The organism is Lachnospiraceae bacterium oral taxon 500, from assembly GCA_002999035.1.
GTDB lineage: Bacteria > Bacillota > Clostridia > Lachnospirales > Vallitaleaceae > W11650.
The window spans coordinates 2,725,882-2,745,571 of sequence record CP027241.1; the positions used below are offsets into that span (position 1 = coordinate 2,725,882).

Genomic DNA, 19,690 nt, shown 5'->3' on the forward strand with positions numbered 1-19,690 from the left:
AAAGCCCCACTGTCGTATTTTCCTATGTTATCACTTGTTTTTTTCTTTGTCAAGCAACTTTTTAAAATTTTAACACAATTCTTATATTTTTTATTATAGTTTTTTATTATAATTTTATATTTAATTCATATTATCCGTTCTTAGTATCTCATTAACTATTCCTTCTCCGACTTTATTGTTTCCTTCGATTATAAAAAACTCCGCCCCGCCAACTAAATCCGAATAATCCATATCCGCGTACAGCGGCTCTGCCCGGCACTCCAGCCAAGTAGTAAATTCCGGTTTTTCCTCTCCTGTCAAACGAATGCCTAAATATTGATCCTTTCCTTTGATCATAAAATGAGGACAATATTTTCCCGCGCCCAAATCCGGCGGTAATGTTCTTTTTTCCCTAAAAAATCTGACGGCACAGAGCAATATAAAGCTCAAACTACGATCCTGACTGATATTCACTTGTCCTCTCTTCCTTCTCTTCCCTAATCCAAATTCAAAAACTGTTTAACTCACCATTCCCCTGTGAACCGCTACGAATTTCTGCCACAAGTTCGAGCAGCGATTCCCGCCATGACGTAGTCTTTTTCGCGAGTAAAATTAGCAGAATGCCAAAGGCGTTCTGCTAACCGCCGGCAAAACAACCGTTTTAACAAACAGGGAAAAGCGGAGCTGTTTGCTCAATAATGCAATTCACCATTTTGGCGCACAAATCCGGGTCATAGCGCCGACCGGCCAGTGCCAGCATATCCGCTTTTATTTGGCTAAGGTCTTTGCCAAAACGCTGCGGATGCGTCTTGATATAATAAGCGTCAAATAAAATCCGAAAAGCCCGAACTGCCAGCGGAATCTCCTCTCCGCTGATGTCCAGTACCCCCTCCGAACCGTCCCAGGCTTCATTTACACCGGTCAGGTATTCAGCGATCACCAAAGTTTCAATTTCGCCGACATTGCGGAGCACGGCATAACTGCTCTCCACCAGTTTCTGCGGAAAACGCAGGCTTTGAAGATCATAACCCGACATTTCCCACTCGTCCCGATCCAAAATCAGTTTGCCGACATTTAAATAAGTACTGAGCTGCCCGATTTCTTTCCGGATCGACGGGTTCATCTCCGGCACCCCTTCCGTCTGAGTCAGGAGCATCTCCAACCCTTCCGTTTGGGTCTTGTCCTGCGGGCTGATCTGATACAATTTTTCCAAAACTCCCTGCAAGAAACGGCGGGCATTGGCCTGCCGGTTCATCTGTTTATCCTGATACATACTTTCATCGGCCGCCGCCATGACTTCGTCCGCAGTTACGCCCTCCACGTCCGCTTTGACAGCATAGCCTATCGCCACCGACAGCGGCAGCGTTTCTATTTTTTCCCGCTCCAGCTTTTGACGGATTCTTTCCGTCACCCTTTTCAGCACCGCCTCATCGGCCTTGGGAAAAAGAATGACAAACTCATCACCGCCGACGCGCGCTACTAAATCCCGGCTGCGGCAGCTGCCGCTCAATATCCCGGCCACTTTGACAATCAGCTCATCGCCCCGGAAATGTCCAAAAATATCATTGGTCAGCTTCAAACCGTTGATATCAACCATCATAAAAGCAAGCGGATAATTGCCTTCGTTCATCTCGATTTTCTTCAGCATCTCGTTAAAATATTGGCGATTGGCCACTTCCGTCAGCGCATCATGCTGAGCCCTGAATAAGATCTCTCTTTCCTGCCTTTTTCTATCCCTGATATCCCGGGCCGACATATAAATATATTTTTTATCGGTCAGCTCCAGCTCAATAAAAACACTTTCCAAAAGAAGCTCCATATTGTTCCTGGTACGCAGCATCACCTCGGTCTGAACCGCCGTACCGCTGCCCAGTCGCCGGAAAACATCTTCAATATAAGCCTCGGCCGTCTGATCCTCTTTTTGCCGCTCGGTCATCATTAAAAGCAGCGACTTCCCCTGCAATTCTGCTTTCTCATCATATTCCAATAACTTCATCGCAGCTAAATTAACATCCGAAATCTGGTCTTTTTCCAGCAGGAAGATAGCTTCACTGGAATAATAAAACATTGTTCGGAAATGCTGTTCGTTCCGCTGCAATTCTTCATTAGCATACTGCAACTGACAATTCTTCTGATGCAGCGTTTTATCCCTTTCCGACAGTTCACTCAAAAGCTGCTCCCGGTTGCGGATATACTGCATGATATTAAAAGCCACCACAGTAAAGATGGGATAAGTAATCACAAAAGTCAACGCTGGCTCAATCTCATTCACCCAGCCCTCGCCGGCCATCATCAGCACGGTCATCGCACTGATTATGTTTGTTAAAAGCGCCATTAAAAAAAGACGAACGGAATTAAAAGAAAGCTTCCTGACTCGTAAAACATAAATAAAGCCGATCTCCAAAAAATAAACTAAGGCAATGCCGCACAGCGCAATCTCCGTGCCTTTCGTCCCCCGGAGCCAACGGATGATAAAAGTAGCAGTGGCTGTAATGGCAGCCGTAATCGGGCCGTAGCCGGCCGCTGCCAAATTAAGCAAAACCTCACGCGCGTCATAGCTGATTTTGTTAGCACCGACAAAAGGAGTTTTAATGTCAATAAAAATAAACAAGGTAAAAACAAGGCCTTGTATGACTTGAGTATAATCCCTTTTTGAGTTTTCATCGTTTTTATTGACCTTGAAGTTTTTACCGATTAGCGTGGAAATAAAAACAAATGCTAAAATAACACTGGCTTTTGAAATCAGAGCCATTATCTGTTCCATACTATTTCTCCTCAACCCTTTTCTGATTATAGCTTAAGGCAAACAGATATTATACTTGGCTTCCCCACGCTCGTAATTCCTCAACACTTCGATGAATTATGAGCGGCTTGTATAGGCTGTAACATTTTGGGGCAATATAGGTTTCTAATATCGGAATGTTGAGCAATGCCGTTTTCTGCTCAATAAAATCGCATGGGCAAGGGCTTTGCCGTTTAAAAGATCGGGATAGGCCGGTCGATTGACCAAGCCGTTTTCCAGCCACATCATCGACGAGGCGCCGCCGTCCAAATAAGCAGCTTCGGTCACCTCATATTCTGTCAATACTTCCGCCAGCCACCGGCCGGTCAAACCCTCGGCTCTGCCTTTTTGGCGGCCGTCCGCCACTATAAAGATTAAATTGCCTTTTTGATTGATGCCGACCGCTGTCCGCGGCTGGAGCGAAGTAGTATAACCGATAAAATCCTCCTGCGGTTTTGCGGCATTTTTTCCTGCCTTAACCAGCCAACCGCCGGTTTGATATACCTTTTGGGGGAAAATTTCCCGCCCCGCTGAGTCGATGGTCTGAATGCGAACCGCTATCTCTTCTCCCAATTCAAAAACCGGTACAAATTCCGGCAGCTGCTGCCAGCTCATATCCTCAACCGCCGTATCTTCCGGCAATAAATACGTCAATAAAAAGTCTTCGCCGATCCGTACCGGCTCGGTCGTAAGGAATCGTTCTGTTACTTTGCCCCCCGTCAACCGGTATGTTGCCTGCGGTCGGAAAACCCGGTTGGTTTCGCCGTAATCGGCCGTAAATACATTGATCAGGCCATGAAATGCTCCGGTATTATAAGAATAAATCCGGCCGCCGGACTGACCGGACTGCCAGAAAGCTTTTACTGTTATGTTCTGAATAGACAGCGTTTGATCAATTACCAGACAAGGCGTACCGATATCGCTGATCCGAATCCAGCGGCCGGCTTCGCATAAAAGTCCGGCCGGACTCCCCAAATCATCAAAAAACATACCGTTAACCGCCGCCTTAGCCTGATGACGCCGGGCCAAAGTCCCCAGCGGCTCAAAACCAAAGACTGAGTCCTGTGCCAGCGCGCCGCTGACCTCGGCACCATTTCTTATATCTGCTTCCAGCAAATAAATCTGCTGCCGGTAATGATGCATGGTAATATCCGCCTGCTGATAGCCAAGCGCTGCCACTGCCTGCAATAAAAAGGCAAGCAATTGAAATATTGCCGAAACTTCTTTCATAATCTTTCCCGTAAGTTATGCTCAATTTTCCCTGTTAAAAGTCTGCGCCTGATTAATCAGCAAACCGCCCTTATATCCAGCCCGCAATTTAACCGGCACTTATTCCATTCTCTTTTCAACGGTTTTTAGGGTATTTTTCTGTCCTGCCTTTTTATCAAGCTAATGCAAAAGTCCTGTAATCCTTATACATCATTTCTTATATCGACATCTTCGTTGAGAAACTTAACTTTTCCATGCTCATCCGGATAGTATTTTTAGTGGTAAAGTGAAAAAGTAATTTCCACATGGGAGGGGTGAAAGCCAACTTTGCCTTTTCACTTTAGCCGCCTTTTTCAGCATCTTTTTTAATATCTTTTCAAAAACGGAACACAATTCCGGCAGCCGCTGCCAAAATGATAATCAAAATCGGATGTGCCTTGGTTTTTCGCAAAATCAAAAACAAGGCCGCCGCCAAAATCAGCCCCTGCCAGAAAAAAGGTGCAGCCGCTGCCTGCTCCTGAGTGAGTAAGCTGGCAGGATGATAAGTCAATTTTAAAACATTCAGCCAGGCCATCGTGATCAAAGCAAAGGAAGCGGGCTTCAGACCGCAAAAAGCCGCCTGGATCCAAGCATTATCTTTCATTTTAGTCAATATGCGGGCAATTAAAATAATAATCACTACCGACGGAAAAATCAGCCCCGTTACCGCCGCCGCCGCACCGAAAAGTCCTCCGGCCAAAAAACCGGTATAGGCAGCCATATTGATGCCCAAAGGTCCGGGCGTTGATTCGGATACGGCAATCATATTGGTCAAATCATCGCCGGAAAACCAGCCGGTCCGGGACGACATATCATATAAAAAGGGCAAAGTCGCCAGTCCCCCGCCAACTGCAAATAAACCGGTTTTTAAAAACTCATAGAACAACTGCCAGTAAATCATTTGACCGCCCCCTTCCGGCGGAAGAGCAAAACTCCGCTGCCGCCGGCCAATAATACCAAAATTGCCGGTGATACCTGCGGCAAAAATAAGTTTGCCGCAAACACCGCTAAAAATATCAGTCCTGCCTGCCAATTAGTCAGCGCACTTTTTCTCAGCTTTAATAAGGCCTCCAGAATCAAAACACTGACCGCCACTTTAATGCCGGCCATAGCATGACGCACCTGCGGCCAATCGGAAAAACCGGTAATCAGGCGGGCCAGTAAAATAATAATCATCACTCCCGGCAAAATCAGCCCCAGTGTAGCTGCGATTGCCCCGCCTACGCCGCACCGGCGATAGCCGACAAAAGTAGCGGTATTGACAGCAATAATCCCCGGCGTGGTTTGACCGACGGCATAATAATCGGCCAAATCTTCATCCGTTATCCATTGCTTTTTTTCCACCAACTCCCGCTGCAAAATCGGCAGCATGGCGTAGCCGCCGCCAAAGGTAAAGGCACCGACCTTGAAAAACGTCCAAAAAAGCTGCACCAAATCTGTTGTCATACTTTTCTCCTATGAAAAGTTCCCTTTCTAAAATAAATTTTCCTAAAGCGCGTATCTTTAATTCTGCTCCGGTTCAGGCAAAACACTTACCTTTCCTCCACTTTAACTCAGGCAAGCCGCACCGATAATTCGCTTGCTGCGAATTATCGGTCTTTGCGCTCACGCAAATAGATATTTATCCATGCCACAACAATTGAGAGCAAGCTCTCCCTTGTCATGGCACGTCTAAATATCTGCTTGCCTGAACTTGTTATAACGTTAAACCGGTCAAAAGTGTGAACTTTTGACCGGTTTAAGTTATTGATTTCGAGATTAGAAGCCCGCTCGGATCATTCTTCCAAGTTATTGATGAACTCCACCAATTTGCCTAAGCTCTCGGTTTCGTTTTCTCCCTCGGTGATAATCGTAATTTCACTATCTGTCACAATCGCCAAAGACAGCACGCCCAAAATAGACTTGGCGTTAATCTTTTTGCCGTCTTTTTCTACAAATACCTCGCAGGCGCAGGTATTGGCTAACTTAGAAAATAACGCTGCCGGACGAGCGTGCAGACCTGTTTTATTTTTTACTACAACTTTTTGTGATACCATTTGATTCTCCTTTTTTATCATCTAAAATTTAACGTGATAACACGTTTATTGCCAATCATAAAACTAACATCTGTTTAAGGGCCGACTTCCAGAAATGGTGCAGCCCCGGCTTCTTTTCAATAGCCTGTTCTGTGCTGCCGTTTCCACCCGGCTGCCGGCATTTCACTTCGCCAAACTATTTAATTTCTGGCCATAAAATCCGCTACCAGATTGATAACCTCTTTTTCCGTGGCGCAAAGCAAGGCCGCTTCCGCTAATTCCCGGCACTGCTCTTTGGTTACAACCGCCATCAGCCGGCGAATTTTTAAAATGGAGGAAGCACTCATACTGAACTCATCCAGCCCCAGTCCCAAAAGCAGCGGCGCTGCTGTCAACTCACCGGCCATTTCACCGCACATACCTGTCCATTTGCCCTCGGCATGAGCCGCATCAATTACATTTTTAATCAAACGCAGCAGCGCCGGGTTATAGGGCTGGTACAAATACGATACTTTCTGATTCATCCGGTCCGCCGCAAAACTGTACTGAATCAAATCATTGGTGCCGATGGAAAAGAAATCCACCTCTTTCGCAAACGCATGCGCCAGTACCGCCGCCGCCGGAATCTCAACCATAATCCCCAGTTCAAACTGGCCGACTGCATGTCCTTCCTGCTCTAATTCCGCTTTCACCTGCAGCAAAATCTCCTTGGCCGCCCGAAACTCATCCAAAGTGGCAATCATCGGAAACATAATCTTTAAATTGCCGTAAACGGAAGCCCGCAGCAGCGCCCGCAGCTGGGTTTTAAAAATATCCGGCTCATTCAGGCACAGGCGCACCGCCCGATTACCCAGGAAAGGATTCATTTCTTTGGGCAGGTCATAATAACTCAGTTCCTTGTCCCCGCCGATATCCAGTGTTCTGACCACTACGCCCTTGCCGCCCATTTTTTCCAGCACGCTGCGATAGGCCGCCAACTGCTCTTCTTCGGTCGGAAAATGGGTATTGCCCATGTACAGAAACTCCGTCCGGTACAGGCCGACCGCCTCGGCGCCGTTATCCTGTGCGCCCTGCGCATCCTCCGGTGAGCCGATATTGGCCGCCAACTCCACATGATAGCCGTCAGCCGTCAGAGTTTTCTTATCCTTATATGCTTTCAGCATTTCCTTTTGTTCCAGCCAATCCCGGCGCTTCTGTTCGTATTCCGCCTGCGTTTCCGCCGGCGCTTCGGTCAAAACCAAACCGCTGATTCCGTCCAAAATCAGAAGCTGACCATCGCTGATTTGCTCATAACCGTTTTGCGTACCGACCACCGCCGGAATCTCCAGCGTTCTGGCCATGATCGCACTGTGGCTCGTCCGGCCGCCGATATCGGTGACAAAGCCCTTGACAAAACGCTTATCCAAAAGAGCCGTATCACTCGGCGTCAAGTCCTTGGCCACAATAATAACTTCTTCCTTGATTTGCGTCGGATCCTGAATCAAAATCCCCTGAAAATTGCACAGCACCCGTTTAGACACATCTTTCATATCGGCCGCTCTCTCCCGCAGGTACTCATCCTCCATCGTCTCAAACATACTGATAAAGGTGTTTGCTACTTCGTGAAAAGCAAAGTCGCCGTTGACGTTTTCCTGCCGAATCTTGTCGAATGAACCGCCGGTCAGTTCCGGATCGGTCAAAATCTGAATATGCGCATCAAAAATGGCCGCATGTTCCTCGTCCAGATTCAGCCTGGTTTTTTCCATGATTTCAACTAATTGCCGCCGGCTGACTTCAATTGCCGCCTCCAGCTTTTTAACCTCGTCTTCCGCGTCGGCAACCATCTGTCTGGTCACCACCGCTTCCGTTTGGGCAAACTTATATGCCTTTGCAATCGAATAACCGTCACTTGCGCCGATTCCCTTTATCGTCATTCCCGGTTCCTCCTTTTAGAGCAAATCCTTGAAAAAAGCTTCCTGTCCTCTTTGGTTCCCGTGCTGAAACGTGCGCTTCAGCGTTTTTTTCCGCCGGCAAACCGACTGGCTGCCAACGCCATACCCTCTTACCAAAAGTTCACTACTTGTCTGCCTAAAAATACCGCTTTGTCAACTCTTAGTATACCATATTCTGGCGTTAGGGTCAAAAGATTTCTACAAGTTCAAATAGCAAATGGCTTGCTGAAACTGTCCAGTTAGTCATGCCTGAACTTCGGCCGATTGCTGCGCCAGCAGATAGCGCCGAATTCCGGCAGCAATTCCGCTTTGATGATTGGATTCGGGCAGCACATAAACTGCCGCCTGCCTGACTGTTTCCACTGCATTGCTGCATACGATCGAAATGCCGGCATATTCAAGCATTTCCAAATCATTCAGGTGATCTCCGAAAGCAGCCACTGCCCGCCGGTCAATGCCCAGCGCCTCGGCCAGCCACTTAACCGCCATTCCCTTGTTAACGCCCCCGTCCATAATATCCAGCGCCTGAAAAGACGACTGGGTAATCTCCACTTCCGGCACCATCGCCGCAATTTCCTCCCGCAGCGCTTTTAGCTTGAGGGCATCTCTTTGGGTGACAAACATCTTTTCACAAGGAAATTCGCTTAATTTCCGGTCTTTTAGAATATGATTTTTAAAGTTAAACACAATTTCATCGGTCAGCTCTGAATCAATCTCATCGGTGCAAATCCGGCTCATGCCGTCATACGAGTACAAATCGCACTCCGCTCCCGTCCGGTCGCAAATTGCTATAATTTTTTGAACCGCTTCGGGACGGATCGGCCGGTGGTAAACGATCTTGTCCGCCTGAACATCCCGGATAATCCCGCCGTTAGAGGAGATGACATAGCGGACAAAGGGAAATCCCAAATAATATACCCGCATTAAAATTTCCGGCCGCCCCGAAGCCAGCACCACTTCATACCCATTTTCATTCAAATCTGCCAGCGCTGCCGCATTTTTGCCCGAAATTGCCCGGTCATTGTTTAACAGCGTACCGTCCAAGTCAAATACCGCCATTTTCTTTTTCCGTTCCATTTTTTTCCTTTCTAAGCCTCATCCGCCGCCCCAATCCGGTACTTGGTATAACTCCCCTGCGGCGTCTGCCGAACCTCTAATTTTGCCGGAATCCGTTCTTTCAACTCAGCTACATGCGAAATAATCCCAATCAGCTTGCCTCCGGCCTGCAACTCCAAAATGCAGTCAACGGCCGCATCCAGCGACTCCGGGTCAAGTGTACCAAAGCCCTCGTCAATCAGCAGCATATCCAGCTCAATCCCGCCGGCATAGGCCGAAATCACCTCGGATAAGCCCAGCGCCATCGCCAGCGCCGCCTTAAAGCCCTCACCGCCAGACAGGGTATTAACATTTCTGGTCTTACCGGTAAAAGCGTCAAAAACCTCTATTTCCAGACCGCTTTGCCGTCCCCGGTGCGTAACTTCTTCCTTCCGCTTCAAAGTATAGCGGCCGGTCATTTTAGCCAGCCGGTAATTGGCCATCCGCAGTACATCCTCTAAAAAAACCGCCAGCACATAGCGCTCAAAGGTTAATTTTTTAATATTTTCTCCATTTGCCGCCTTAGCTAAAGCCGAAATGCCGGCATATTCTTTTTTCTCGGATTCCCGGCGCTGTTCCATCCGGATCAGCTCTTTCAGCACCCGCTCATTTTCATCGGCCCGGCGGCGAAGCAAAATCACCTGCTCGCCGGCGGCTGCCCGTTCTGCTTCCAGCTGCCGGATTTCTTCTTCCGTTTGCGCCAGCGGATGCGGCGTTTCAATCGTCACTTCCTGACGCAACCTTTTTTCCGTTTCCGTACTTCTCAGCCATTCCTCGCCATAGGCTTTGACCTCAGCCCGCAGCGCGTCCTCGGCTGCCTCCTTGTCTGCGGTTTGGCGCCAGGCAGTCTCATCGGCAAAGTTTTGTGCCGTCAGCCGGCTTTGAAACTCGGCCTGCGCTTTTTGCCACTGTTCCTGTCTTTGCCGGCTGTGCCGCTCGGCTTCCTCCCCAGCTGTCTGTGCCTGCGCATACGCAACCTGACTTTGGCGATAATCCTTTTCGGTCTGTTCGCGTTTCGTTTCTGCTTCTGCCCGCTCCGTTTCCAGCTTTATCCGCCGCCGTTCCAATTCCTCAACCGCCGCCGGAGAGGCTTTTTCGCGATATCCGGCCGAAATGGATTCCTTTAAAGCCCTGCCCTGTCCGGCCGCTTCATTTAATTCCGCCTGCTTTTGCTGATATTCGGCCGTAATCTCCTTTTCCCGGCGCAGCAATGCTTCCTCGGCTGCCGCCGCCTGCTCCAGTTCCTTTTTGGCCGCCCGGCGCAGCTGAATCTGCCGGGCATATTCCGCCGCCTGCTTTTGCATATCCGCCTGTTCCGCTTCCTTCTGACTTAAATATTGCCGAATCTCGGATAGGCTTTCCTGCCCGCTTTCCGCTATCAGCTGTTCGGTGAAAAGCCGGCTCTGGGCAGCTAACTCCGTTTGTTTTTTCAGCAGCGCCTCCTGCTCCCGCCGGACTTCCTCTCTGGCCTGCTCGGCTCTTTTTAAATCAGCCGCCTCCGCCCGCCCCGAATCACCGGCCGGCGTCCGGTAAACTCCCAAACAAACCGGACAAATATCGCCGTCTTTTAAATCCTGACGCAGCGCCAGCACATGATTATGGCGCAGCTTTTCCTGCTCGCTTTGATACAGCCTTTCCGCTGCGACCAGCCGTTCAGCCAACTCCTGCTCCGCCGCTTTATTCTCCTTTTGCCGGCGGCGACAGCTTTCCTCTTTCTGCCAAAGCTCCTTCCATTTTAAAAATTGAGCAAGCTTTTGTTCCAATACGGTTTTGGCAGCTTCGCTCGATTCGGTCTCTTCTAAAGTCCGACGCAGCTCTTTCATCCGGATTTGCAATTTTTCTTTCTGTCCGGTAAATTCCTGAAACTCTTTTTCTTTCACCGAGTTTTCCTGTTTCAGCCGATTATAGCGCTCACGCAAATCCAGGAGCGAACGCAGCAGTGGAATCTCCCGGCCGAGGGTTTGCAGTTCCTCTCCGGCCGCCGCCAAGGCCGCCTTATATTCTTCAGACTGAAACGCCTGATAACTTTGCGCCAATTTCTCTTTTTGGGCTTCCGCTGCCTGTAAGGCCGCCTGCCGCTGGACTTTTTCCGCTGCCAGCTGCTCCGCCTGCCTGGCCAAGTCCCGACATTGCTCGGCATAGGGTTTTAGCACCAGCGCCCGCCGGATGGCTTCCGCTTCCGCCTCTTTTTGCCCAATTTCCTCTGCCCGTGCTTTTAAACGCAGCAAATAGGCCTGCACCCGCTTTAGCTCCGACAATTTCTCATTTTCCTGCTGCCGGTAAAAAAGTGTTTCTTTCTTTTGCTGAATCTGACCAGCCAGCTGCTCGGCTTTTTCTTTTTTCGTTTCCGCCTGCCGGATATCGCTTTCGTTTTGCCGCCGGACAGCCGCAAACAGCTCCGGCCGGTCAATTTCCTCCTTAGCCAAAAGCTCTGCCAATCCGGCTGCTTCCTCCGGTGCCGCCTGTAACTGCAAAATCCACTGCTGCTGAAACTTTCTTATCTCCTTGATTTCTTTCTCCAGCCGGTCGCTTTCCTGCTTTAAGGCTAACTGTAACTGCAAATATCTGGCCGCGTCAAAAATATCGCGTAAAATCGCTTCTCTTTCCTTACTGTCCGCCGTTAAAAGCTTACGGAACTCCCCCTGCGGCAGCATCATAATCTGCTTAAACTGATCAGCGCCCAGCCCCAAAATCTCCCTGACTTTTTCATTAATTTCCGCCGCCCTTGTAAAAACCCAGACAGCGCCGCCGGCATCGGTATAGGACAACTCTGCTTTGGCTGCCACCTCGGTTACGCCCTCGCCGGATTTTTTGCGCCGCAGCTGGCGCGGCTGCCGGTAAATCCGGTAGCTTTGTCCTCTGATCGCAAAAATAAGTTCCACTTCCGTCAAAACATCATCCCCGGCAAAATCGCTGCGCAGCTCTTCCGGTTTTCTTTCCTGGCCGCTGGCTTCTCCAAACAGAGCATAGGCAATCGCGTCAAAAATCATGGTCTTGCCCGCTCCGGTCGGCCCGCAGATGAGGAAAACCGGCTCTTTATCCATCTGCTGAAAATCTATCACTTCCGTGCCGGCAAAAGGGCCAAAGGCCGTCATGGTCAATTTAATCGGTTTCATTGCCGCTTCTTCCTCCGTTTTCCCGCCAGTGCCGCAAAGCTTCCGGCTCCGGCTGCTCGCCGGTCACCTCTTCATAAAACTCGGAAAATAACAACCAAATATCCTTCCGGCTGATGGCAGCCCCGCTCTGCTCAGTGCCGGCTGCGGTCAGTTCCTGCTCCTTTTGGTACTCCAAACCCAAAATATTCGGGTAAACCGCTTTTAAATCGCTGATCGGATCCATTAGTACCTGCTTGTCTTCCAAAACCGCCAACACATAATCTTCGCTTTGCTCCCTCCGACCGCGCTCCAAGATTTCCGCCAGCGTTCCCCGGACGATGCGCAAATCCCGTCTGACCGGCAGACTTTCCAGCCGGATGGTCAGCTCTTCCTGCCAATCCAAAACCGCCAGCGATTTTTTATGATTTGCCTCGGAAAAGGAATATTTTAACAGCGAACCGGCATAGCGGACGCTTTCTCGCCCGATTTGCTGCGGCTTATGCAAATGCCCTAAAGCAACATAATCAAACTCATCCAACAGTCCCGCCGAAATATGGTCGGTTCCGCCAATCGACAGCGGCCGTTCCGAATCCGACTCCTCCGGCTCCTCCGCCTGAGAGCCGCTAAAAAAGGCATGCATTACCGCAATGTAGCGCTTGGCCGGTCGTCCCTGCTGCCGGGCCGCTTCTTTTTCCGCCCGAATTCTATCCGATATCGGTGATAAAATCCGGCTCATCGCGTCCTGTGCACTACGAATCCCGTCATCCTCATAAAGAGTGCGCACCGCCGCCGGATCGGCATAGGGCACCGGATAGACTTCCCACTCACCAAACTCATCCCGAAAAGACAGCGGCCTAATCTCACGGTCTAATTTTGCCCGCAAATAAAGACCGGATTTTTCCATTAAGCTGCTGCCAAAATCCAGTCTTTCCGGATGATCATGATTCCCGGCAATCACCACCATCGGTATTTTTAATTCCAAAATAATTTTTTCAAAGCATTCATTTAAAAGCCGGACTGCTTCCACCGGCGGATAGGAACGGTCATAAATATCTCCCGCTAAAAGAATCAAATCCGGTTTTTCCCGTTCCAAAAAAAGGAAAAACTGACGCAGGAAAAATGTCTGATCCTCGTGCAGGTAAATTCCTCCCAAAAGCTTTCCCAAATGCCAATCCGCGGTATGAATGATTTTCATGCTCAAACCCTTCTTTTATAAATACGGTGCTAAAATGGACAACACAATCGTTAAAACCATAACAACTGCAATCCCGATCGCGATCCTTTTTTGTACTTTTCGACTGTAAAACAAGAGGAACTCCTTTCTTTTCTGCCGTTTCCCTCACAACGAGTTTCGCTTTGACAGAAAGTTTTTTTTGATATATACTATAGACATCGGCAAAATTCTTTTTACCTCCAGTGTTTTTCCGTTTGCCGGAATACTTTTTTCCATTCCCAATCCGCCGGAATATACTCCGCCGGCTGATCTTGGAAGCCGACTATTTGGAAAGGATTTTCATATGCCCAATTTCACCATACCTTCTTTTTTTATTTTATTCCTGACCTTTTTGTTTATCTGGACTCATAATCTGCGCAAAAGGCAAGAAAAGCACGAAGCGGAAAAGGAAGCCTTTTGGGGTAAGGAGGAGCGGTCGCTGGCCGTTCGCAAAAAAGAAATCCCGGCCGAACTGTATTTTCACCCCAACATTTCCCGCCTCAATTTTCCGGCACTGGACTTAGAGCCGGCCGCCGCCGAAAAATATAAAACTCTGGAAAAACAAATCCGCAGCAGCGTTTCTTTACCGATGCTTTCACTCAGCGACATGAGCAATACCGATCTGCGCCTGAACTTCGGCACAGCCAATCAACCGGTGATCGCCCAAGCGGAAGAAAATTATGAAGCTTTTTTGAACTTTCTTTATGAATATGCCGTTTTGATGAACGAACATGATCACGCCGACGAAGCCATTACTGCACTGGAAGAAGCCGTCCGGCTCAAATCCGATATCTGTCAGCATTATTTTCTGCTGGCCGACCTTTATCAGGCACAATCCGCTGACGGTTCCCTGCAGATCTTAACGGCCCTGGTTCAGGATATGGATTCCTCTTCCAAACAAAGAATCCTGAATTATTTAGCGAAGTTATCGTAATCTTTCTTTTTTATTTTTTTTCGTATATTCAATTACCGATTTTTTCTGAGCCTGAACATGTGCGATCGCCAGTACCGTCGCCAGTTCGGGTTCTTTATTTTTAAGCGCATCCACGATTTGTAAATGTTCCGCCACTAACTGCCCGTGATCGGCGATATGATAAATATATTCCATCCGGTAGCGATAGATTTGCTCTCTTAAATTGTTTAAAATCTGGATCAGTTTATCATTGCCGGAAGCCTCAAAAATAATATCATGAAAAGCCACGTCCCATTCCAGCACTTTATCCGTATCTTTGTCCGCCACTGCCTGCATAAATTCCCGATTGACGCGCACCAAGCGGTCAACGTCTTCCGGCTGCATATTCTCGCAAGCCAGCCGAATTGCCAAGCCTTCTAAGGTCGCCCGGACTTCCAGCACGTCGTTAATGTCCTTTTCGGTAATATTGGCTACTTCAGCGCCCTTACGGGGAACCATGACGACCAGTCCTTCCAACTCCAGCTTGCGAATCGCTTCCCGAATCGGTGTCCGACTGACGCCCATTCTGTCAGCCAGCTGATTTTCCATCAGCCTTTCGCCCGGCTGAAAATCGCCCCGCAGGATCGCTGTCCGCAGGTTTTTAAAAACAACGTCCCTCAGCGGTAAATAATGATCCAAATTTACTTGCATTTCTCCCACATTAAGCCACCTTCCTTACCCCATTTAATTTACGCCTTCAACCTCAACAACTTTATTTATTATATCGAATTTCCGCCGGCAAGTAAATATCTTTTTGTTATTTTAAATAACAAAAAGAGCAAAGTCCCGAAAAACTTTGCTCCTTCTATGGGCGGTACAGGACTCGAACCTGCGACTTCCACCATGTCAAGGTGACACTCTACCAGCTGAGTTAACCTCCCGCTGGAACTATAATAACAGATAGCCGTCTTTTTGGCAAGCATTTTTTTTCGAAAAAATTCTTCGCCACTATTCATTTCCGCCAAAATAGTGTATAATATAGTTGTCCGAAGCGTAATCCTGATGAGGAGGTATTTTATGTATATTACTGCGAAAATGAATCGAAATATCATTTCCGTTTTTCCCGAAGCGTCGATTTCTTTGGCTTTTAAACTGATGCGTGAGCAGTCAGTCCGCCAGCTGCCGGTCGTTGAAAACGGCAAACTGGTCGGCATGGTGACCGAAACCCTGCTCAGTGAGGTTTCGCCGTCAAAAGCCACGTCTCTGAGTATTTATGAATTAAATTATATACTGGATAAAACCAAAGTAGCTGATATCATGGATAAAAATGTCGTCACCTGTACGGAAGATATGTCAATCGAAGACGTCGCTTTGTTGATGAATGAAAAAGATGTCAATATGATTCCGGTCGTTGATAAAAATCACATGATTAAAGGTATCATCACCCGGAACGATATTATTGCTTCCTTTTTGGATATCCTGGCCGCCCGCGGCAAAGGCTCACGCATTGTCCTGATTGCTAAGGATCGTCCCGGCACTTTAGCCGATATCGGTACCTTGTTAAAGGAAAGAAATTATAATATCGTCCATATTCTCAATCTCCCAACTGAGAACCCGGAAGAAAGCGAATTGATTATTCGGGTCGATACGATTGCTGATGACAGTCTTTTAAAGCTTTTAACCGAAAAAGGCTATCGGATTGAAAAAGTAGAGCATAGATAGCTCCGCTTTCCGGCAAAAGCTTCGCCTTTTTAGACAGGCATGTGACCTCCAAAACTGTTTTAGCGTATTTGGCGTAGTGGCATAAGAGAAAACGGATGAACTAAAAAAGGCGCTGCCAAAGCATTTCCCTTTGACTGCGCCTTTTTTATGACTTAAAATTAAATATTTGAAGTTGAGCGCGGATTCATTCGTCCCGCTTTTACTTGGTTTTGTACACTTCCTGTACCTGCTCCAAAGCCTTCAAATCAGCCTCGTCCGCCCGATTTTTATAAATTTCCGGCTGTTCTTTAATCAGTCTTTGCTTACCTTCGACCAATTCCTTTAACAACTCCTTCGTCTGCTTCATATTCGCCGGATGCAGCGCCCGGTAAACCAAACTCGTTGCCATCCCGTAGCGATTGATTAAAAAGCGGTCGCCGAAGAAATTGTTCGGATTTTTCTTGTTATTCAGCACCGGACTGTTTTTCTTATTGGTTAAAAGCACTATCACCATTTGCTCTTTCGGGTCAATTACCGTCAGCGTTCCCGTCCAGCCGGTATGGCCGACGGTTGCCGCATCTGCCATCGGTGAAAACGCCCAGCTGTACCGGCCGTCTCCTTCCCGCCGCCAGCCAAGACCATAGGTGGAATTGCTGTCTTTGGGCTTAACAAACAAATCCTGCGTTGTCTTATCCCAAAATTGATATTGACCGTAGCCGCCTTCATTGAGCATAACCTGCGCCAGTTGAGCCAACTGCAAAGCATTGGCAAAGAGTCCGGCATGCCCGCTGACACCGTTCATGGAATAATACGCCTTTTCATCATGGACCGTACCCTGAATCGTACCGACCCGGTTGTTGCTGAAAGTCACCACGCCGTCGCGGGAATTGCCGTTTAATTCACTGGCAGCAATTTCATTGGCCCTAAAGCCGAATTGCAGCGGATTAAAAGTAATCCGGTCTAAGCCCAGCGGCCGGTAAAATTCGTCTTTCATATAGGTGTCTAAATCCTTGCCGCTGACCTTTTCCACAATCAATCCCAACAGCATATAATCAACGTCGGAATATACGGTTTTACTGCCCGGTTCATAAACTAACGGCGTTTTTAAAATCATTTCAGCAGTTTTGTTTCTTTCCTGCGAAAACAGGTCATTCTTGCCGTTGACGATTCCGTCGTCCTTATCGTAATTTTCATTAAAGTACTGGGGATCGGCCGGGAACCCGCCCTGATGCTCCAGCAGTTCACGAATCGTCAATTTATCCTTGCCTTTGATTTTGGCATCGGCTTCGTCCTTAAACTCCGGAAAATATTTACTGACCGGATCGCTGACCGCAATTTTTTTGTCTGCAACCAGCTTTTGCAGCGCATAATTCACCGAATACATCTTGGTATTGCTGGCTAAGTCAAATAAGGTCTGGTTCGTGACTTTGACTCTCTGCTCCAGCGGAATTGGCGTACCGTCGGGATAATAGCTGTTGACATAGCCAAAAGCCAGATTTTTAACCAGCCGCCCGTCCTTTAAGACAACCAGCTGCCCACCGGTGGAACCCTGCCGGACTTCGGCCTGCACAATATCCTCAAATAAGTTCATAATATTTCTATCCAGTACCTCTGAATAAAGTTTAGCCATATCAATTGACGGATAAGGAATCTGAACCTGCAGTTTGGGGTCATTCCCTTTCACGCCTGTTACCTGTAAAACATTCTGCGAATTATTGGTCAGTCCGGAAATATCAACCCGGTACGTGCCATTTTGGCGATACGCCGCCGTATTTACCGGCTGATAATTGACATACAGCTGAAAATCACTGACATTACGGACAGTTAAAATCAATGTGCCCTGACCGGCATAGCCTTTAAACTGATAAAAGGAATCGGTCAGAATCGAATCGTCCGCCTCTTTTAAGCTGAGCGGTAATGTAATATCCAGCGCGTATTTTTCCGGCTCAGCTTTCACTTCTGTCGCCTGAAGCACCGTTGACATAGAAAACAATAAAATCAACGACACCAGCCCCAATAAATTGATATAGTTTCGGTTTCTTGTTTTCATTCTCTTGTTTCCTTTCTTAAGTTTCTAACTTTTTCACTCCGCTTTCCCCCGCTGAAACAATACTGTTCCCACCCAGATGGCGCTGCCGCGGGAAAGCGGAGTGACCCCTTCTCATGGCCGCAGAATACCTGCTGCTGACCGGTTGCCTGTCTTAAAAGCTGACTAAACGTTCTTTACCTCTTCGTCTTTAATTACCAAATGAGTAATAACAAAACCGCCGATATAAGCAATAACTAAGCCGATAACATAATTAATCATACATTCCGGTTTCATGACAGCCGTAGCAACTAAGCCGGACGGTCCCCAGGCGTTAGCCATAACTCCGGTCAGCATTACATACGCGCCGCCAAAGCCCGCTCCCAAACCAGCCGTAAAGAAAGGCTTAAACATCGGTAAGGTAACGCCGTAAATCAGCGGTTCGCCCACACCCAAAAAGCCGGCCGGCAAAGCACCGGTAACAACCTTTTGCAGTCTGGCATTGCCTGTCTTTTTCGCTTTCAGATAAATCGAGATAGCTGCGCCAACCTGACCGGCTCCGGCCATGGCCAGTACCGGGAACAGAGATACGCCGCCCAGCTGCTCAAGCTGAACCGCATAAATCGGAATCAAACCGTGATGTAAGCCCAACAGTACCATCGGTAAAAAGACAGCCGATAAAACATAGCCGCTGATAACGCTGACTACTGGATTGGAAGAATTAATGATAAAACTGAGGACATAAATCAAACCGTCGGAAAAATATCCGGCCACCGGCATAACGATAAACACATAAATCAGACCGGTAATCAGTAAAGTCAAAAACGGCGTTACAATCAAATCCAGCACATCCGGAATCCGCTTGCGCAAAGCTTTTTCAATTTTTGACAACAGCCATACACCGATAATCACGCCAATGATACCGCCCTTACCGGTGGTCAAAGTCGATTTTAACGGCACATCCTCATTGAAAAGCCCCAGCATTTTGGATAATCCCTGAATATTGGCACCGATAGTAATCGCACCAATCATACCGCCTAAGCCCTCGGTCGCGCCAAATTGTTTGGCTGCGTTAATACCGGTATAAATGACCAGATAGCCCAAAAACGCACCGCTGATCAAAGTAAAGAACAGCCGGACGCCTTCCCACATTTGATTTTTTTCGGTATTGAGCGTTCCGATCAATGAACCCAGACCATAGAACAGTCCGGCTGCAATAATTGCCGGAATCAGCGGAATAAAAATATTGGCAATGGTATTGATTGCTTTCTTAAAACCGCTGGCTTTTTGACCGGCCTTGATTGCCTGCTTATTGGCCTGCCAATCCTCGGTTACTTCTGTTACCTCCGCATCTCTTTTTAAGTGAAAAGCCTCCGCCGCTTCGTCCGTTACCTTTTTCGCTTTGCCGGGGCCTAAAACGATCTGGTAATAATTGCCCTCGCTGACCAATCCCAAAACACCGTCCAAACCTTTGATCTGATCGACCGAAACCTTCGCGCTGTCTTTGACCGTGACTCTCATTCTGGTCATGCAGTTGGTTAAAGAACCTATGTTTTCCGCACCGCCGGTAAGTTCAACAATTTTTACCGCTAATTCTTTGTTGCTCATGCTTACTCCTCCTTTTAGATAACTTTATTTACAATCCGGCTTCCTATTCCGGCCGGCATCGTTTTTCTTATTCGGTCTTTCGCTAAAGTTTCAGCAGTCCGCAAA

15 protein-coding genes and 1 tRNA gene are annotated in these 19,690 nt (G+C 48.0%); 2 read left to right on the top strand and 14 right to left on the bottom strand.

The window, feature by feature from the left end; all coding sequences use genetic code 11:
* Window positions 1–120 precede the first annotated feature (120 nt).
* The 10 genes from C3V36_12395 to C3V36_12440 all read right to left on the bottom strand — a co-directional run bounded on the left by C3V36_12395 (window position 121) and on the right by C3V36_12440 (window position 13,340).
* Window positions 121–447 (bottom strand): hypothetical protein, encoded by a 327-nt coding sequence (locus tag C3V36_12395; protein AVM70551.1) that lies wholly within the window; start codon window positions 445–447, stop codon window positions 121–123.
* Window positions 448–640: 193 nt separating this feature from the next.
* Window positions 641–2,743: a hypothetical protein gene (locus C3V36_12400; GenBank protein ID AVM69970.1), complete on the bottom strand. Its 2,103-nt coding sequence runs from the start codon at window positions 2,741–2,743 to the stop codon at window positions 641–643.
* 144 nt (window positions 2,744–2,887) lie between these two features.
* The gene (locus C3V36_12405) at window positions 2,888–3,991 is read right to left on the bottom strand and encodes a hypothetical protein (protein AVM69971.1); all 1,104 of its coding nucleotides are present in this window, start codon (window positions 3,989–3,991) and stop codon (window positions 2,888–2,890) included.
* Between the two features lie 355 nt (window positions 3,992–4,346).
* On the bottom strand, window positions 4,347–4,910 hold the full coding sequence (locus C3V36_12410; protein AVM69972.1) for a chromate transporter: 564 nt from the start codon (window positions 4,908–4,910) through the stop codon (window positions 4,347–4,349).
* On the bottom strand, window positions 4,907–5,455 hold the full coding sequence (locus tag C3V36_12415; GenBank protein ID AVM69973.1) for a chromate transporter: 549 nt from the start codon (window positions 5,453–5,455) through the stop codon (window positions 4,907–4,909). The genes C3V36_12410 and C3V36_12415 overlap by 4 nt, the downstream gene beginning before the upstream one ends.
* A gap of 329 nt (window positions 5,456–5,784) precedes the next feature.
* Window positions 5,785–6,045 (bottom strand): phosphocarrier protein HPr, encoded by a 261-nt coding sequence (locus C3V36_12420; protein AVM69974.1) that lies wholly within the window; start codon window positions 6,043–6,045, stop codon window positions 5,785–5,787.
* Window positions 6,046–6,224: 179 nt separating this feature from the next.
* Complete coding sequence (gene ptsP / locus C3V36_12425; protein AVM69975.1) at window positions 6,225–7,937, bottom strand: phosphoenolpyruvate--protein phosphotransferase; 1,713 nt, start codon at window positions 7,935–7,937, stop codon at window positions 6,225–6,227.
* Window positions 7,938–8,198: 261 nt separating this feature from the next.
* A complete protein-coding gene (locus C3V36_12430) occupies window positions 8,199–9,032 on the bottom strand; it encodes a hypothetical protein (protein ID AVM69976.1) in 834 nt (277 codons plus the stop codon).
* Between the two features lie 11 nt (window positions 9,033–9,043).
* Entirely contained in the window at window positions 9,044–12,166 is a 3,123-nt protein-coding gene (locus C3V36_12435; GenBank protein AVM69977.1) for a hypothetical protein, read from the bottom strand.
* Window positions 12,153–13,340, bottom strand: coding sequence for an exonuclease sbcCD subunit D (locus tag C3V36_12440; protein AVM69978.1), 1,188 nt, complete (start codon window positions 13,338–13,340; stop codon window positions 12,153–12,155). Before C3V36_12440 ends, C3V36_12435 begins: the two co-directional genes overlap by 14 nt.
* A gap of 178 nt (window positions 13,341–13,518) precedes the next feature.
* Here C3V36_12440 and C3V36_12445 point away from each other — a divergent pair, with 178 nt between their 5' ends.
* Complete coding sequence (locus tag C3V36_12445; GenBank protein ID AVM69979.1) at window positions 13,519–14,292, top strand: hypothetical protein; 774 nt, start codon at window positions 13,519–13,521, stop codon at window positions 14,290–14,292.
* Here the strand turns inward: C3V36_12445 and C3V36_12450 are convergent.
* Both C3V36_12450 and C3V36_12455 read right to left on the bottom strand, forming a co-directional pair.
* Window positions 14,284–14,961 carry a GntR family transcriptional regulator gene (locus C3V36_12450; protein ID AVM70552.1) on the bottom strand — a complete coding sequence of 226 codons (678 nt, stop codon included), beginning with the start codon at window positions 14,959–14,961 and terminating at the stop codon, window positions 14,284–14,286. The two genes, C3V36_12445 and C3V36_12450, sit on opposite strands and share 9 nt — an antisense overlap.
* Before the next feature lie 157 nt (window positions 14,962–15,118).
* A tRNA-Val gene (locus C3V36_12455) sits at window positions 15,119–15,191 on the bottom strand.
* Window positions 15,192–15,312: 121 nt separating this feature from the next.
* On the opposite strand from C3V36_12455, the gene C3V36_12460 reads away from it, so the two are divergent.
* Window positions 15,313–15,972 (top strand): transcriptional regulator, encoded by a 660-nt coding sequence (locus C3V36_12460; GenBank protein AVM69980.1) that lies wholly within the window; start codon window positions 15,313–15,315, stop codon window positions 15,970–15,972.
* A 199-nt stretch (window positions 15,973–16,171) separates the two neighbouring features.
* Here C3V36_12460 and C3V36_12465 read toward each other — a convergent pair whose 3' ends face one another.
* The gene (locus C3V36_12465) at window positions 16,172–18,001 is read right to left on the bottom strand and encodes a penicillin binding protein PBP4B (protein ID AVM69981.1); all 1,830 of its coding nucleotides are present in this window, start codon (window positions 17,999–18,001) and stop codon (window positions 16,172–16,174) included.
* A 162-nt stretch (window positions 18,002–18,163) separates the two neighbouring features.
* Complete coding sequence (locus C3V36_12470) at window positions 18,164–19,585, bottom strand: PTS glucose transporter subunit IIB (GenBank protein ID AVM69982.1); 1,422 nt, start codon at window positions 19,583–19,585, stop codon at window positions 18,164–18,166.
* Window positions 19,586–19,690: the final 105 nt, after the last annotated feature.